The sequence below is a fragment of the Streptomyces sp. NPDC000404 genome, from assembly GCF_040300365.1.
GTDB lineage: Bacteria > Actinomycetota > Actinomycetes > Streptomycetales > Streptomycetaceae > Streptomyces > Streptomyces ramulosus.
The window spans coordinates 44,326-58,964 of the sequence record NZ_JBEPDN010000019.1 but is presented as its reverse complement, the minus strand read 5'-3'; the positions used below and the strand labels follow the sequence as shown (position 1 = coordinate 58,964).

Annotated in this window: 14 protein-coding genes; 8 read left to right on the top strand and 6 right to left on the bottom strand. The window is 72.7% G+C overall.

The features are described from left to right. Positions 1-19: 19 nt before the first annotated feature. Positions 20-955, top strand: coding sequence for a VOC family protein (locus ABT345_RS30500; protein WP_345080620.1), 936 nt, complete (start codon positions 20-22; stop codon positions 953-955). Continuing rightward, complete coding sequence (locus tag ABT345_RS30495; protein WP_345080623.1) at positions 952-1,797, top strand: alpha/beta fold hydrolase; 846 nt, start codon at positions 952-954, stop codon at positions 1,795-1,797. Before ABT345_RS30500 ends, ABT345_RS30495 begins: the two co-directional genes overlap by 4 nt. A gap of 84 nt (positions 1,798-1,881) precedes the next feature. Here ABT345_RS30495 and ABT345_RS30490 read toward each other — a convergent pair whose 3' ends face one another. Further along, positions 1,882-2,316 carry a cupin domain-containing protein gene (locus ABT345_RS30490; protein WP_345080626.1) on the bottom strand — a complete coding sequence of 145 codons (435 nt, stop codon included), beginning with the start codon at positions 2,314-2,316 and terminating at the stop codon, positions 1,882-1,884. A 240-nt stretch (positions 2,317-2,556) separates the two neighbouring features. Between ABT345_RS30490 and ABT345_RS30485 the strand changes: the two genes are divergently transcribed. After that, on the top strand, positions 2,557-4,062 hold the full coding sequence (locus ABT345_RS30485) for a glycoside hydrolase family 5 protein (protein WP_345080629.1): 1,506 nt from the start codon (positions 2,557-2,559) through the stop codon (positions 4,060-4,062). A 7-nt stretch (positions 4,063-4,069) separates the two neighbouring features. On the opposite strand, the gene ABT345_RS30480 is transcribed toward ABT345_RS30485, so the two are convergent. From ABT345_RS30480 to ABT345_RS30470, 3 genes are all read right to left on the bottom strand, one after another. After that, positions 4,070-4,936, bottom strand: a complete 867-nt coding sequence (locus tag ABT345_RS30480) for an RNA polymerase sigma-70 factor (protein ID WP_345080632.1) — start codon at positions 4,934-4,936, stop codon at positions 4,070-4,072. Then, on the bottom strand, positions 4,933-5,490 hold the full coding sequence (locus ABT345_RS30475; RefSeq protein WP_345080635.1) for a carboxymuconolactone decarboxylase family protein: 558 nt from the start codon (positions 5,488-5,490) through the stop codon (positions 4,933-4,935). Before ABT345_RS30475 ends, ABT345_RS30480 begins: the two co-directional genes overlap by 4 nt. A 110-nt stretch (positions 5,491-5,600) precedes the next feature. Then, positions 5,601-6,002, bottom strand: coding sequence for an ArsR/SmtB family transcription factor (locus tag ABT345_RS30470; protein ID WP_345080638.1), 402 nt, complete (start codon positions 6,000-6,002; stop codon positions 5,601-5,603). 117 nt (positions 6,003-6,119) lie between these two features. Between ABT345_RS30470 and ABT345_RS30465 the strand changes: the two genes are divergently transcribed. Further along, positions 6,120-8,099 (top strand): heavy metal translocating P-type ATPase, encoded by a 1,980-nt coding sequence (locus tag ABT345_RS30465; RefSeq protein ID WP_345080641.1) that lies wholly within the window; start codon positions 6,120-6,122, stop codon positions 8,097-8,099. A 2-nt stretch (positions 8,100-8,101) separates the two neighbouring features. On the opposite strand, the gene ABT345_RS30460 is transcribed toward ABT345_RS30465, so the two are convergent. After that, a complete protein-coding gene (locus tag ABT345_RS30460) occupies positions 8,102-8,632 on the bottom strand; it encodes a GNAT family N-acetyltransferase (RefSeq protein WP_345080644.1) in 531 nt (176 codons plus the stop codon). A 46-nt stretch (positions 8,633-8,678) separates the two neighbouring features. Between ABT345_RS30460 and ABT345_RS30455 the strand changes: the two genes are divergently transcribed. Continuing rightward, positions 8,679-9,281 carry a hypothetical protein gene (locus tag ABT345_RS30455; RefSeq protein WP_345080647.1) on the top strand — a complete coding sequence of 201 codons (603 nt, stop codon included), beginning with the start codon at positions 8,679-8,681 and terminating at the stop codon, positions 9,279-9,281. 210 nt (positions 9,282-9,491) lie between these two features. Continuing rightward, the gene (locus tag ABT345_RS30450) at positions 9,492-11,375 is read left to right on the top strand and encodes an FG-GAP-like repeat-containing protein (RefSeq protein ID WP_345080650.1); all 1,884 of its coding nucleotides are present in this window, start codon (positions 9,492-9,494) and stop codon (positions 11,373-11,375) included. Positions 11,376-11,484: 109 nt separating this feature from the next. Here ABT345_RS30450 and ABT345_RS30445 read toward each other — a convergent pair whose 3' ends face one another. Next, positions 11,485-12,405: a LysR substrate-binding domain-containing protein gene (locus ABT345_RS30445; protein WP_345080653.1), complete on the bottom strand. Its 921-nt coding sequence runs from the start codon at positions 12,403-12,405 to the stop codon at positions 11,485-11,487. Positions 12,406-12,526: 121 nt separating this feature from the next. On the opposite strand from ABT345_RS30445, the gene ABT345_RS30440 reads away from it, so the two are divergent. Both ABT345_RS30440 and ABT345_RS30435 read left to right on the top strand, forming a co-directional pair. Further along, a complete protein-coding gene (locus ABT345_RS30440) occupies positions 12,527-13,708 on the top strand; it encodes a CaiB/BaiF CoA transferase family protein (RefSeq protein WP_345080656.1) in 1,182 nt (393 codons plus the stop codon). 69 nt (positions 13,709-13,777) lie between these two features. Next, positions 13,778-14,623, top strand: a complete 846-nt coding sequence (locus tag ABT345_RS30435) for an enoyl-CoA hydratase/isomerase family protein (RefSeq protein ID WP_345080659.1) — start codon at positions 13,778-13,780, stop codon at positions 14,621-14,623. The last annotated feature ends 16 nt before the right edge of the window (positions 14,624-14,639 follow it).

Sequence of the window (14,639 nt, the reverse complement as noted above, 5' to 3'; positions counted from 1 at the left end):
CACGGCAAGGAGCAGCCATATGACCGGGGTGAGAGAACTCGGTTACGTCGTCTACGAAGTCAGCAACGCCGCCGACTGGGAACGCTTCGGCACCGAACTGCTCGGTATGCAGCTCGGCGAGCGGACCCCAGGCGGCCTGACCCTGCGCACCGACCGGAAGGCCCACCGCTGGATCGTCACCGAGGGCCCGGCCGACGACCTGGTGGCCAGCGGCTACGAGGTCGCGGACGCGCAAGCGCTGGACGCCCTGGTGGCGAAGGTCCGCGCGGCCGGTGTCGAGGTCACCGAGGGCGACGCCGCGCTGGCCGCCGCCCGCAAGGTGGACCGGATCTTCCTCACCACCGACCCGATGGGCAACCGCATCGAACTGGTCACCGGCCTGGCCGACGCCGCCACACCCTTCACGTCCACGAAGCTGCTCGGCGCCTTCGTGACCGGCGCCGGCGGCGCGGGCCACCAGGTCCTCATGACCCACGGCGTGCCGCGCGAGACCTACCTGGCCTTCTACCTCGATCTGCTCGGCTTCAAGATCAGCGACACCGTCGTCGAGGAGGTGGCCCCGGGCGTCGTCGCCGACCTGATCTTCCTGCACTGCAACGGCCGCCACCACACCGTCGCCTTCGGCGACATGCCGTCCCCGAAGGCCACCCACCACTTCATGGTCGAGGTCGGTGACCTCCGCGACGTCGGCGCCGCCTACGACCGCTGCATGGACGCCGGGCAGCCCTTCGAGATGACGCTCGGCATGCACCCCAACGACCACATGTTCAGCTTCTACGTCTTCACGCCCTCCGGCTTCAGCATCGAGTACGGCTGGGGCGGGCTGATCATCGACGACGAGACCTGGCAGGTACGGACGCTCGACCACCTGCACAGCTGGGGCCACCGCCCCCCGGGCGCCGTGGCCGAACTCCTCGCCGCCGCCCCCCACCCCCATGGAGAGGACCACCGATGACCCTCGACCCCCAGGACATCGCCCGCACCGTCCGGGCCGGCGGCTTCCACCTCCGCTACTACGAGGCGGGTTCCGGCCACCCCGTCGTCCTGCTGCACGGCAGCGGTCCCGGCGCCACCGGCTGGAGCAACTTCTCCGGCAACATCGAGGCGCTGGCCGAGCACTTCCATGTGTACGCCGTCGACATGCCCGGCTGGGGCGAGTCGGATCCCGCCACCGTCGACCGGCTCGACCATGTCGGGACGGCCATCGCCTTCCTCGACGCCCTGGGCATCGGCAAGGCCGCGTTCGTCGGCAACTCGATGGGCGGCCAGACCTCCCTGCGGCTCGCCACCGAACACCCCGACCGCATCTCGCACCTGGTCACCATGGGCCCGCCGGTCGGCACGGCGCCCACTCTCTTCGGCCCCGGCGGCGGCCCCTCGGAGGGCCTCAAGGTGCTCATCGAGGCCTACCACGACGCCGGCCCCGAGAACATGCGCCGCCTCGTCGAGATCATGGTCTACGACAAGGAGCGGTTCGCGACCCCCGAGCTGTGCAAGGCCCGTTCCGAGGCCGCGCTCGCCCGCCCGGAGCACCTGCGCAACTACGTGGCGGGACTGCCCAAGGGCGCACCGCTGCCGAAGTGGGCCGACCCGAAGCTGCTCCCCGGCATCGAGGTGCCGACGCTGCTCATCCACGGCCGCGACGACCGCGTCGTCCCGTACGAGACCTCGCTCCATCTGCTGGCGAACATCCCGCACAGCCGGCTGGTGCTGCTCAACCACTGCGGCCACTGGGCCATGATCGAGCACGCCGACGAGTTCAACCGCCTGGTCACCGACTTCATCGCGCACAACTGACCGGCCCCGGCCGGGCGTTCGTCACCGTGCCACCGCATGCGGACGAGGGCCCGGCCGGATTCCGTCGTCGCACTCCCTGGGCGGCTACCCGAAGGGGCACCCCGGGTTGGGCGCGTCCTGCGAGAAGGGTGCCCCGTGCGGCAGCACGTACAAGACCGTGAGGACGACGTCCGTGGTGCCGCGGTTCTCCCCGACGTGCACATGACCGGCGCCCGCCGGTTCCTCGATCGAGCTGCCCTTCGGGTACACGCCGTCCGAGGCGCAGGTGGCATCGAAATGGCTCAGCGTGCCCTGCTCGACGCGGCCGTAGAGGGTGCCGTCGTGATAGTGCCATCCCGTGCCCTGACCTGGCGGAACGGTGATCTCGCGCAGGATGTGGTCCGTGTCGCCGACGGTGATCCGGGCGATGTCCTTCGCGGTGACCCCGGGCCCGCCCGGCGTCGCGGAGGCCGGACCGGCGGATAGACAGAGGGCGAGCAGTGCGGCGCCGATCGTTCCCGGACGTGAAAGATTGCGCATGAAAGCCCCTTCGGGGGATGCGGGTTGCCGAACGGTCCCGGCCCGTGGCCGGCGGAAGAGAAGCGGTTCGTGTCGCGTGTCCGGCGCACCCCGCCAGAGGCGGGATGCGCCGCTGTCCGGTACCGGCGACGCCCGCGGGGTGCCGCGCGGTTCCGGTGGTAGCTGACGGCGTCCCGGGGTAGGTAACGCCCGGCTCTTCGAACTGATGCGTCGTCAATTTCCTGCCATCGGGAGTTCGTTATGCGTCTGCGCCGTACCACCGCGGTCCTGGCCCTCGGGCTGGCCCTGCTCTGCGCCGTCCCCGAGACGGGCCCGGCGGCGGCCGCGCGGGCCGTCTCCGGGCCCGGTCCGGCGGCCGTACCCGAGGTCCCGAGCGCCGGCCGGCCCGTCCCCGCCGGTACCGTCACCGCGCCCGACGGCCGTACGTACCTCGCCGACCGGCACGGCCGGGTGCTGCGGCTGCGCGGCCTCAACCTCGGCAAGAACGAGACGGTGACCGAGGAGGACATCGCCCGGCTGGCGGGCGACGGGTTCGGGCTGCTGCGGTTCACCGTCCAATGGGAACGGCTGGAGCCGCGGCGCGGCCGCTACGACACGGACTATCTGGCCTACCTCGGGCGGGTCCTGAGCTGGGCCGACCGCCACGGGGTGCAGGTCCTCGTCGACTGGCACCAGGACGTCTACGGCCCGGCGTTCGGCCACGGCGGCATCCCCGCCTGGGCCACCCGCACCGACGGACTTCCCTTCGAGCCCGACCCGGACGACTGGTTCGCCGACTACTTCCAGCCCGCCGTACAGGCCGCCTTCACGCATCTGTACGACGACGGCGATCTGCGCGCCGCCCAGAACGCCGCCTACGCCAAGGTCGCGGCCACGCTGCGCGGACACCGTTCCCTGCTGGGCTACGACCTGTTCAACGAGCCCTTCGGGCCGGTCCCCGGCGACCCGGCCGACCCCGGCGACCGGATCGAGGCCTCCGCCGCCCTGGAGCGCGGACGGCTGGCCGCGATGTACCGGCGGCTGATCGGCGCCGTCCGCTCCGCCGACCCCGACGCCTGGCTCTTCGTCGAGCCCACCGTCCTGGTCGGCGAGGGCGTACCCACCAGCCTGCCCTCCTTCACCGACCCCCGGCCCGGCGCGGACCGGCTCGGGTACGCCCCGCACTACTACGACACGGCCGTCGAATCGGGTGCCGACTGGGACACCGGGAGCCGCTTCGTCGAGAACTACGAGGCCGCCGTCGGCGCCTACCCCACCGCCCACCGGCTGCCGGTACTGGTCGGCGAATGGGGCCCGCCGCAGGCCGTCACCCCCGGCAACGCGGAACTGTTCCGGCGTCAGGTGGCCTCCATGGACCGCTTCGCCGCGGGCTGGGCACTGTGGTACGACTGCCGCGCCCGCGACGGCGGCGGCTACTGCGCCTACGACACCGACGGCAGCCCCGCCCCCGGCAAGCAGCCCGCCTTCGCCCCGTACGCACCGGCCGTGGCCGGTATCCCGGCCGCCGAGTCCTACGCCCCGGGCACCCGGACGTACACCCTCACCCTGACCGCCACCCGCACCACCCGGCGCGCCTGGACCCAGCTGGCCCTCCCCGCCACGGCCTTTCCCGACGGGGCGCGGATCGCCGTCAGCGGCGCGGGCCCGGCGGTGGTGGTGAACGACGGCCGCGGCACGGCCCGGGTGCGGCTCCCGGCGGCAGCCCCCGGGGCCACGGTGCGGATCACGGCGACGGCCCGTCCGTAGCTCCGGGTCAGCCGGCGAGCCGGACGCGGAGGAGCTTGTCGGGGTTGCGGATCAGCCGGATGGCGCTGATGGTGCCGTCCTCCGTGACGTCGCAGCAGGCCACCGAGTCGGGCTGGGCGCCCGAGGTGAAGAGGTGGCCGGGCAGGCCGTTGACCAGCACCCGGTGGGCGCCGGCGGCCGGGAGCGGGGTGGAGAGGACGCCGAGGATCCAGCGGGAGACCTTGTCGGCGCCGAAGAGCGGGCGCAGCGCGGCCCGGATCTTCCCGCCGCCGTCGGTCCAGACCGTCACATCGGGGGCGAGCAACGCCATCATCCGGTTGAGGTCCCCGCCGAGGCAGGCGGCCAGGAACTCGTCGGTGACCTTGCGCCGTACGTCGGCGGGCGCGTCGTAGCGGGGCCGCCGGGCCTGCACATGGCGGCGGGCCCTGCTGGCGACCTGACGTACCGAGGCCTCGGAGCGCTCCAGCATCCCGGCGATCTCCGGGTGGCCGAAGCCGAACACCTCCTTGAGGACGAACACCGCCCGCTCCAGCGGGGAGAGCGCCTCCAGCACCACCAGCATCGCCAGCGAGACCGCCTCCGCCTGCTCGACCCCGGCGCCGGCGTCCGGCGCGGTCACCAGCGGCTCCGGCAGCCACGGGCCCACATACGACTCGCGTCGGACGGCGGCCGACTGTGCGCGGTTGATCGCGAGGTTGGTGACGATCCGGCACAGGTATGCGCGGGGGTGCTCCACCGCGTCGACGTCCACGGCGCTCCATTTGAGCCAGGCGTCCTGGACGATGTCCTCGGCATCGGCGGCACTGCTCAGCATCCGGTAGGCGATGCCGAACAGCACCGGCCGGTGTTCCTCGAAGAGTTCAAGCGCGCTCACGCACGCGACGGTACCTCGCAGCGGTCCGAGAAGCCCTGCCCGGTGAGGCCGAAGGCGCTGTTCATCCGGGAGCGCAGGTTCTCCACGGCGACCATCGCGGTGAGTTCGACGAACGCCGGCTCGCCGAGCTGCCCGATCAGCCGGGCCGTCAGTGCGTCGGTGACGGCCGGCGGGGTCGCGGTCATCGCCTCGGCGTACTCCAGGACGTCCAGTTCCAGCGCGGTGAACGCCTCACGGCGGTTGCGCCAGTCCGGTACGGCGTGCAGCTTCTCGCGCGGCATGCCGTTGTTGTGGGCCTCCCAGTAGCCGAAGTCGGTGCACCAGGAGCAGCCGATCAGATGCGCGGGGGCCATCACGGCGAGCAGCTTGAGCTGAGGGTCCAGCGTCTTCCACCGGGCGACGGACAGCTCGAAGCGCATATCGGTCAGCATCACCTTGCGGTGATGGGCCATCGCGCGGGCCGGATCGAGAACCGCGCCGAAGGTACGCCGGGAGTACCACGCGCTGATCCGGTACAGCAGGGTGCGCGGCGGGTCGAGTGAAATACGGGCCATGGAAATCGCCTCCGAGGTGGGAGTCCCGGGGTGGGACTCCTCGTCACCGGAGGGGACAGGGCAGGGCGGCGGGGTGTGACATGGCGCCGCGCGAGGTGCGGTCCGCGCCCTCAGCCCGCCGTGGTGGCTTTCCGCTCGCCGCCGGCGGGCGTGCGGGGTGTGGCGTCGGTGAGGCCGAGTTGCAGGTGTTCGACGTGGTAGAGCGCCTGGTCGAGGAGTTCGGCGACGTGGTTGTCGTAGAGGGCGTAGACGACGGAGCGGCCGTTGCGGGTGCCGGTGACCAGGCCGAGGTTGCGCAGCAGGCGGAGCTGGTGGGAGCAGGCGGACTGTTCCATGCCGACCTCGGCGGCAAGCTCCGTGGCGGGCAGCGGGCCCTCGCGCAGGCGGGCGAGGATCAGCAGGCGGGAGGGGGTGGCCAGGGCCTGGAGCGTGGTGGCCACCTTGGCGGCGTTGTCCGCGTCCAGGCGGGTGCGCGGGACGGCGTTGTTCGCGGGAGCGGCTCCATGACCCATGGATTCATCGTAACGACCCGGACCAACATATGAATCAATGTTCATTTGTTCCTGTACGGTGGTGGGACCGGGCCCGTTCCCCGTATCCCGCATGCGACCCGAAGGATCTCCGCTGCGATGACCTCGACCCTCACCCACCGGCCCCCGGGGCCGGACGCCGTCCGTCAAGCCGTGCCGCCCCGGCGCCGCACCCGGATCTTCGCCCTGCCCGAGGCGCGATGGGCGGCCGCCGCGCTGGTGCTGTTCCTGATCGCGCTGCCGCTGCAGCTGCTCGGCGCCCCGGCCTGGGCGTGGGGGCCGCTGTACGCGCTGACCTATGTCTGCGGCGGCTGGGAGCCGGGGTGGGCCGGGCTCCAGGCGCTGCGGGAGAAGACCCTCGACGTGGACCTGCTGATGGTGGTGGCCGCGCTCGGTGCCGCCGCGATCGGGCAGGTGCTGGACGGCGCGCTGCTGATCGTCATCTTCGCCACGTCCGGCGCGCTGGAGGCGGTCGCCACCGCCCGCACCGCCGACTCCGTGCGCGGGCTGCTCGACCTCGCCCCCGCCACGGCCACCCGGCTCGCCGACGACGGCACCGAGGAGACGGTGCCGACCGGGCGGCTCGCGGTGGGCGACACCGTCCTGGTGCGGCCCGGCGAACGGATCGGTGCCGACGGCCGGGTCCTGGACGGCGCGAGCGAGGTGGACCAGGCCACCATCACCGGCGAGCCCCTGCCGGTCGCCAAGGAGGCCGGGGACGAGGTCTTCGCCGGCACCCTCAACGGCACCGGCGCCCTGCGCGTCAAGGTCGAACGCGATCCGTCGGACTCGGTGATCGCCCGGATCGTGGCCATGGTCGAGGAGGCCTCCGGGACCAAGGCGCCCACCCAGCTCTTCATCGAGAAGGTCGAGCAGCGGTACTCGATCGGGATGGTGACCGCCACCGTCGCGCTGTTCGCGCTGCCGCTGCTGTTCGGCGCGGCGCTCCAGCCGACGCTGCTACGGGCCATGACCTTCATGATCGTCGCCTCGCCGTGCGCGGTGGTGCTGGCCACCATGCCCCCGCTGCTCTCCGCCATCGCCACCGCGGGACGCCACGGCGTCCTGGTCAAGTCCGCCGTGGTGATGGAACAGCTGGGCCGGATCGACGCGGTGGCGCTGGACAAGACCGGCACCCTGACCGAGGGCACCCCGCGCGTCACGGACATCCGTCCGCTCGCCGCATCCGAGCTGGGCGAGGAGGAGCTGCTGACCCTCGCGGCGGCGGCCGAGCACCCCAGCGAGCACCCGCTGGCCCGCGCCGTCGTCGACGCCGCCCGCGCCCGCGGCCTGGATCTCCCCGCCGCGGAGGACTTCACCTCCGCCCCCGGCTCCGGCGTGACGGCCACCGTGGGCGGCAGGGCCGTCGCGGTCGGCAGCCCGGCCCGGCTGCTGCACGGCCGCACCGGTCATCCGGCCGCGGCCGTCGCCGCCCGGCTGGAGGACGCGGGCCGCACCGCCGTCCTGGTCGAGGTCGACGGCGTACCGGTCGGGGTGTTGGGGATCGCCGACCGGCTGCGGGCCGAGGTCGCCGCCACCGTCGCCGCCCTCACCGCCCTGACCGAGGCCGCGCCGGTGCTGCTCACCGGCGACAACCCGCGCGCCGCCGCCCGCCTCGCCGACGAGGCCGGCATCACCGACGTCCGCGCGGGGCTGCTGCCCCAGGACAAGGTCGCGGCCGTCAACGAGCTGGAGCGGGCCGGGCGCAAGGTCCTCGTGGTGGGCGACGGCGTCAACGACGCTCCCGCGCTGGCCGCCGCCCACTCCGGCATCGCCATGGGCCGGGCCGGTTCCGACCTCGCCCTGGAGACCGCCGACGCGGTCGTCGTCCGCGATGAACTCGCCACCGTCCCCGCGGTCGTGGCCCTCTCCCGGCGGGCCCGCCGTCTGGTGGTGCAGAACCTCGTCATCGCCTCGGTGTTCATCACCGGATTGGTGCTCTGGGACCTGATCGGCACCCTGCCGCTCCCGCTGGGCGTCGCCGGCCACGAGGGATCCACCGTCATCGTCGGCCTCAACGGCCTGCGCCTGCTGGCCGACGCCGCCTGGCGCCGCGCCCGCGCCGACAGCGGCCGTTGACCTCACTCCAGCTGCCGCCGGTAGTGCGCCAGTTCCACGCGTGCGCCGGAGGGCGTGCGGTCGACGTCGACCCCGGTCCGGTGGAATCCGCTGCGCTCCAGACAGCGCTGGGACGAGAGATTGCCGGTCGCGGTGCGTGCCGTCAGTTCGCCGAGGCCGCTGCGGGCCGCCAGCGCCGCGGCGAGTTCCAGCGCCGCGGCCGAGTGGCCCCGGCCCCGCGCGTCCGGATGGAGCCAGAATCCGACTTCGGCGGTCGTGTCGGTGACATCGAAGAGCACCAGGCTGCCGAGGAAGGCGTCCGCCTCGTCGGCGATGCCGAGCACGGCGAGGTCTCCGGTCCGGAGGCCTCGCGGGACGACGTCGGCGGCGAGGCGGGCCACGGTCTCGGGCGTGTACTCCGGTTCCGGCAGGTGTCCGTACTTCCGCACGAGCGGATCCCGGGTTCCGGCGGCGTACCGCTCGGCGTCGTGCACGGACAGGGGGCGGAGTGTGCGGAGGCCGTCGCTGATCGGGAGCAGGGTTGCGTCAATCACGGGCCTAAACTAACAGCGATCGCTTAAGGGTCGATTAAGGAGGGCCATGAGTTACTGGGAACGCGTCAAACCCGTGCGGCGCGTCCGGGCTCTCGACCCGGACGCCATCGCACGCGCGGCCGTGGGCATCCTGGACGCTTCGGGGTTCGACGGGCTGTCGCTCCGCGGCCTGGCGCAGGCCCTGGGGACGGCGCCGGCGAGTCTCTACTCGCGCGTCAACGGCCTGGCCGACGCACTCGACCTGGCGCTCGACCATGCCCTGGCACACGATGCCGCGGTGCAACGCGCCGTCCGCGAAGAGGAGGCGGCGGAGATCCTGCTGGCGCTGTACCGCCACCTCCTCGCGCACCCGTGGGCCGTCCGGGTCATCGCCGCGCGCCCGCCGCGCGGGCCGGCCTATCTCGCGTTCTCGGAAGGGCTCTCCGCGCGACTCGGCGAGCCGGACGCGGCCACGCCGCTGTGGACCGCGTACGCGGCGACCAACCTCGTGATCGGAAGCGCGCTGACCCGCCAAGCCGCCCAGCTGGAACCACGGACGCCAGGGGACGACGAAGTCGCGCCGGTGTACGAGGAGTTGAGACGCCGTGGCTCGGACGGTCCGGAGGACGTCCTGCGGCAGGCGCTGCACACGCTTCTCGGGAACGCGTGACCGTCGCCGGCACACGGAAGAGCGAGGTGAGAGGCGGAATTCACCGAGCTGCCGCCCCGGACCTCGCACCTACCGGGGCGGCGCCGGCAGCCGTAAGGACTGTGCATTCCCGGCCAACAATCCCTGTATGTACGGCAGTTCACCCGGTGTGGCGCTTGAGGGAGCGGATTAGGGTGAGCCTTCCATCGGCGAGGGGAAGGGGTTGGCCTCGTGGGGGACAGCCGGCTGGGACTGGTGATGGTCCACGGAATCATGTCCGGGCCGCAGGTGTGGGAGCCGTTGCGCAGATTGATCGCCGCGGACCGGGACCTCGATTTCGTCGCGCCGCTGGCATTCGAATACGCCACCGGCCTGTTTCCGGTCCATCCGCTGCGGGTTCTTCCGTCGATCGAAACCGTGGCCGACAGCCTGAAGGAGTATCTGGCCACCGAAGCCGGCGCATTCGACAAGCTGATGCTGGTCACCCACAGCCAGGGAGGGCTGGTCGCCCAGCGCTACCTGGCCCGGATGCTCCAGGACGGCAGGGGCGCCGAGCTGGCGCGGATCCAGCGGCTGGTCATGATCGCCTGCCCGAGCAACGGTTCCGAGCTGTTCCTCTCGCTGCGCCGGCGCGCGCTGGGCCTGCGCCATCCGCAGGAGAAGGATCTGCGCCCGCTCAGCGATCAGGTCAGCGCGACGCTGCGCACGGTCCTGCGCGATGTCGTGCACGCCACCGCGGTCACCGAGCGGACCTGCCCCATTCCGGTGACGGTGTACGCGGGCGAGAGCGACGGCGTGGTGTCCCGTGCCTCGGCGCAGTCGGTCTTCCCCGACAGTTCCGCGCTGCCCGGTGATCACTCCAGCATCCTCAAGGCCGATTCGCCCCGGCACCGGACGTTCACCGCGCTGCGCCGGCTCCTGCTGGCCACGCCGCACGAACCGCCCGCGTCCGGCCCCGGGGCGCCGCGGCCGTTCCCGCCGCCGCCCGCGCCGTGGGATTCCGCGGGCGCCGCGGTGCCCGATCGGAAGCGGCGGCGCCGGACGATCGCCGTCGCCTCGGCCGCCGCCGTGGCGGTCGCCGTCCCGGTGCTGCTCCTCGCTCCCCTGCCGTGGACCTCCGCCGCCGATACGTCCGGGAGCACCCGGCCCGACGCCACCGCCTCCGGGAGCACGGCACCCGACTGCGGGGCACCCGGCGGCAAGGCGCCCGCTGCCGGGAAGACCGATGCGGGCGCGCCGGGTCCGGCGGCGCGGGGCAGCGGCGGCACGCCGGAGAAATTCCCGGCCACGAACGCGTTCTGGTTGGTCGACATCAACGAGAGCAAAGCCGATTATGTGACGGTCGACGCATGCCAGCGTTTCCAGTTCTGGTGGAACGGCGGTGTCAAGAACGACCTTCTGCTCTTCGGCGAGAAGGGGCGGAACTCGTACACCCCTGATCCCGGAGCGAGGGGCGAGGCGTTGCGCTTCGGCGATATCGACGGCGACGGTTGGCCCGACTGCCTGGTGACCGATCGGACCGGCGGACTCACCGTCCACACCTGGATCGAGGACAATCCCGAAGGCGCACGGATGTGTATGCGGCGGTACGACGGTGTCGCCGACGTGTTCACGCACGGCTCCACCGGAGAGAAGCTGGACATCGGGAAAGGTACGCAGATCCAGTTCGCCGATCTCAACGGCGACAAGAAGGTCGACTATCTGCTGGTGGAGCCGGACGGCACGGTGAGGGCCTGGTACAACAAGGGCCGCCTGTCCGAGAACGGCCGGGAATTCCTCCTGGAGTGGTCCCCTCCCCAGCAGATCGCCTCGCCTCTCGCGAAACCCCATCCCTTGATGTACGCCGACATCAACGGGGACGGAAAGGCCGACCAGATCCTCCTCACACCCGGAGGCGGCGCACGGGCCTGGATCAACAAGGGCTACGAGGAGGGCACCGAAGCCTTCGACATCGGCGAGATCGTGAAAGACACCGGGGCCCCTCCGGAGGAAATCCAGTTCGCGGATGTCGACGGGGACGGAAGGGACGATTTCACGTACATCGAGAAGACCGGCGTCGTCCACGTGCGGCTGAACAGGCTGACGGACGAGGATTTCCGCACCTTCCACAGCTGAGGTCCCGCCGCGGCCGCGCCCCGCGGAGCAGCCGCACGGCATCGCCCTGGACCCGGTAGGAGCCGGGCCCCGCCCCGTTTCCCCGGTGTGCGGCCGAGGCCGGCTGACCTCAGCTGTCCGGCCCGGTTCCGCCCGGCGGGTGGCAGGCGTCGATCAGCTTCAGGACCTGCTGTACGGCGGCGTCGGGGCCGTCCGCGCGGTGCACGGCGGCGACCGCGGTCTCCAGGTAGGGGGAGTCGCCGTGCAGGGGGCGGTGGACCACGCCCGGGATGCCCAGGGTGCGGACCTGCTCGGGGGCGAGCGCCAGGCACAGACCGGCGGCGACATGGCTGAGCAGCCCCGGCAGGTCGTCCGCCCGGCCGCCCGGCCTGGGGGTGAAGCCGGCCTGTGCGCAGGCGAGGGCGATCTGTTCGGAGAGGGCGGGCAGCGCGCCCGGCTTGGGCACCGCGAACTGCTCCTCGGCGAGTTCCCGCAGATCGAGGCGGGATGCGGCGGTGAGCGGATGGTCTTCGGGGAGGACCACCACCAGCCGTTCCACGCCGATCCGCCGGACGGTCAGCCGTTCCGTGCCGGTGACGGGCAGCCGGACCAGGGCGAGGTCGAGGGCCCCGGCCCGGAGCAGGTCGATCAGCTCCGCGGAGGGGTGTTGTCCCAGGTGCAGCCGGAGGCCGGGCAGTTCCTCGCGGGTGCGGCGCAGCAGGCGCGGCAGGAGGCCGTAGCCGAGGCTGCTGATGAAGCCGAGCCGCAGTTCGCCCTCGTGCCCGCCGGCGATCCGCCGGGCCCGGTCCACGGCCGCGGCCTGCGCTTCGAGCAGCCGCCGGGCGTCCTCGGCGAACGCGCGGCCGGCCGGGGTGAGCCGGACACCGCGCGGCAGCCGTTCGAACAGGGCGGCCCCGAGGCCGCGCTCCAGTCGTTGGATCGCCTGGCTGAGCGGTGGTTGCCGCATGGTGAGCCGTTCGGCGGCGCGGCCGAAGTGCTGCTCCTCGGCCAGCACGACGACCTGCTCAAGGAGGCGCTGGGTCAGTTCCATATGCCACAGGATATGGGTGCTGCCAGTAGGAAGTATTGGACGATATCGGACGCCGCGGATTTGACTGACCGTCGACGGCCCGGCGTGCGAAGCCGGTCCCGAGGGAGATCGGAGACGTGCCATGACAACAGGACGGGAAGCGGACGCCGGCGTCGGCCCGCTGCACGGCGTGCGGGTGGTCGAGCTGGCCGGCGTGATCATGGGCCCGTACGCGGCCCAGCAGCTCGGCGACCTCGGGGCGGACGTGATCAAGGTCGAGCCCCCGACCGGCGATCTGACCCGCCACTACCCGCCGACCCGCAGCCCCGGCATGGGGGTGATGACCCTCAACCTCAACCGCAACAAGCGCAGCGTCGTACTCGACCTCAAGGCCCCGGACGGCCGCGACGCGCTGCTCGCCCTGCTCGCGACCGCCGACGTCTTCCTCACCAACGTCCGCCCGCAGGCCCTGCGCCGCCTCGGTCTGACCTACGAGGACGTGGCGGCAGCGGCCCCCGGCCTCGTCTACCTCAACGCCCAGGGCTTCCGCAGCGATTCCGCCCTCGGCGGGCGCCCGGCCTACGACGACGTCGTCCAGGCGGCCTCCGGTCTGGTGTGGCTGAACGAGCAGGTCAGCGGCGTCCCCTATTACGTGCCCACGGTGCTGGCCGACAAGATCTGCGGCCTGGTGATCGTCCAGTCGGTGCTCGCCGCGCTGCACCACCGCGACCGCACCGGCCAGGGCCAGCACATCGAGGTGCCGATGGCCGACACCATGCTCGCCTTCAACCTCGTCGAACATCTGGCGGCGGCGACCCTCACCCCGCCCGACGGGCCGATCGGCTACCCGCGGGCGCTCAGCCCCCGCCGGACGGCCTCCCGCACGGCGGACGGCTGGATGTGCCTGCTGCCCTACAGCGACCGCAACTGGCGGGACTTCTTCGCCCATGTCGGCCGCCCGGAACTGGCCGACGACCCTCGCTTCGCGTCGTACGCCGCCCGCGCCCGCAACGCCGACGCGCTCTACGTCCTGCTCGGGGAGCTGACGGAACGCCACACGACGGCGGAATGGCAGGAGTTCTGCACCGCGGCCCAGATCCCCGCCGCCCCGGTGCTGAGCCTGGCCGAGGCCGCCACCAGCGCCTACGCCACCGAAGGCGGTCTGCTCCGGGAAGCCGAGCACCCCACCGAGGGCGGCTACCGCCTCATCGGCCAGCCCGTGCGCTTCGGCGCCACACCGGCCGGCGTGCACCGGCACTGCCCGCACCTGGGCGAGCACACCGAAGAGGTCCTCGCCGAGATCGGCCACCGGCCGTCCGCCTGAGCGGCGAGCCGTCAGCCACCGGCACCCCGCACGCACCCGTCCCCCTCCCGTGGACCGAATCGAGGACCCGTGAACGAGCAACCGCCCCTGGACGAACCGACGGCACCGGACGCACGAACGACGCCCGGCGACCGGGAACCGCTGCGTATCGAGCACCGGCCGAACGGCGTCACGGTGCTCACCTTCTCCCGCCCCGCCACACGCAACCCGATGACCGCGCGGCTGACCGCGCAGTGGCGGCAGGCGATGCGGTCCCTGCGCCGGACCCCCGAACTGCGCGCCGTGGTGATCACCGGCACCGGCCCCGCCTTCTGCTCCGGCGCCGATCTGGGAGAACTCGCCGACCGGCACGGCCAGGACCTCCCCGACGCCCGGGACCGGCTGTCGGACTTCTACCGGACCTGGCTGGCCGTCCGCGACCTGCCCGTCCCCACCGTCGCGGCCGTCAACGGCCATGCGGTGGGCGCCGGACTGGCCCTGGCCCTCGCCTGCGACCTGCGGTACGCCGCGGCCGAGGCGCGGCTCGGCGCGCCGTTCGTCCACCTCGGCCTGCACCCGGGCATGGCCACCACCGCCCTGCTCGCCGAGGCCGTCGGCCCGGCGCGGGCCCGGGAACTGCTGCTGACCGGGCGGCTGATCAGCGGGGCGCGGGCCGCCGCCCTCGGCATGGTGCACGAGGCGCTCCCCGCCGGTCAGGTGCTGCGGGCCGCGCTCGATACGGCCGACGAGATCGCCGCCGCGGCCCCGCTGGCGGTCCGGCTGACCAAGAGCGGCCTGGCGCAGGGGCAGCTCACCGTCGAGCAGGCGCTGACCTGGGAGGGGCTCGCCCAGGCGGTGACGACCACCACCGACGACTTCCGCGAGGGCGTCCGGGCCCGCCGAGAGCGCCGCCGCCCGCGCTTCACGGGCGCCTGACCACCACCGCACACCA

Excerpts from the sequence above, each read along its gene's own strand:
- ABT345_RS30500 (WP_345080620.1), top strand. The coding sequence starts at position 20 with ATGACCGGGGTGAGAGAACTCGGTTACGTCGTCTACGAAGTCAGCAAC.
- ABT345_RS30495 (WP_345080623.1), top strand. The coding sequence starts at position 952 with ATGACCCTCGACCCCCAGGACATCGCCCGCACCGTCCGGGCCGGCGGC.
- ABT345_RS30490 (WP_345080626.1), bottom strand. The coding sequence starts at position 2,316 with ATGCGCAATCTTTCACGTCCGGGAACGATCGGCGCCGCACTGCTCGCC.
- ABT345_RS30485 (WP_345080629.1), top strand. The coding sequence starts at position 2,557 with ATGCGTCTGCGCCGTACCACCGCGGTCCTGGCCCTCGGGCTGGCCCTG.
- ABT345_RS30475 (WP_345080635.1), bottom strand. The coding sequence starts at position 5,490 with ATGGCCCGTATTTCACTCGACCCGCCGCGCACCCTGCTGTACCGGATC.
- ABT345_RS30470 (WP_345080638.1), bottom strand. The coding sequence starts at position 6,002 with ATGGGTCATGGAGCCGCTCCCGCGAACAACGCCGTCCCGCGCACCCGC.
- ABT345_RS30465 (WP_345080641.1), top strand. The coding sequence starts at position 6,120 with ATGACCTCGACCCTCACCCACCGGCCCCCGGGGCCGGACGCCGTCCGT.
- ABT345_RS30455 (WP_345080647.1), top strand. The coding sequence starts at position 8,679 with ATGAGTTACTGGGAACGCGTCAAACCCGTGCGGCGCGTCCGGGCTCTC.
- ABT345_RS30445 (WP_345080653.1), bottom strand. The coding sequence starts at position 12,405 with ATGGAACTGACCCAGCGCCTCCTTGAGCAGGTCGTCGTGCTGGCCGAG.
- ABT345_RS30440 (WP_345080656.1), top strand. The coding sequence starts at position 12,527 with ATGACAACAGGACGGGAAGCGGACGCCGGCGTCGGCCCGCTGCACGGC.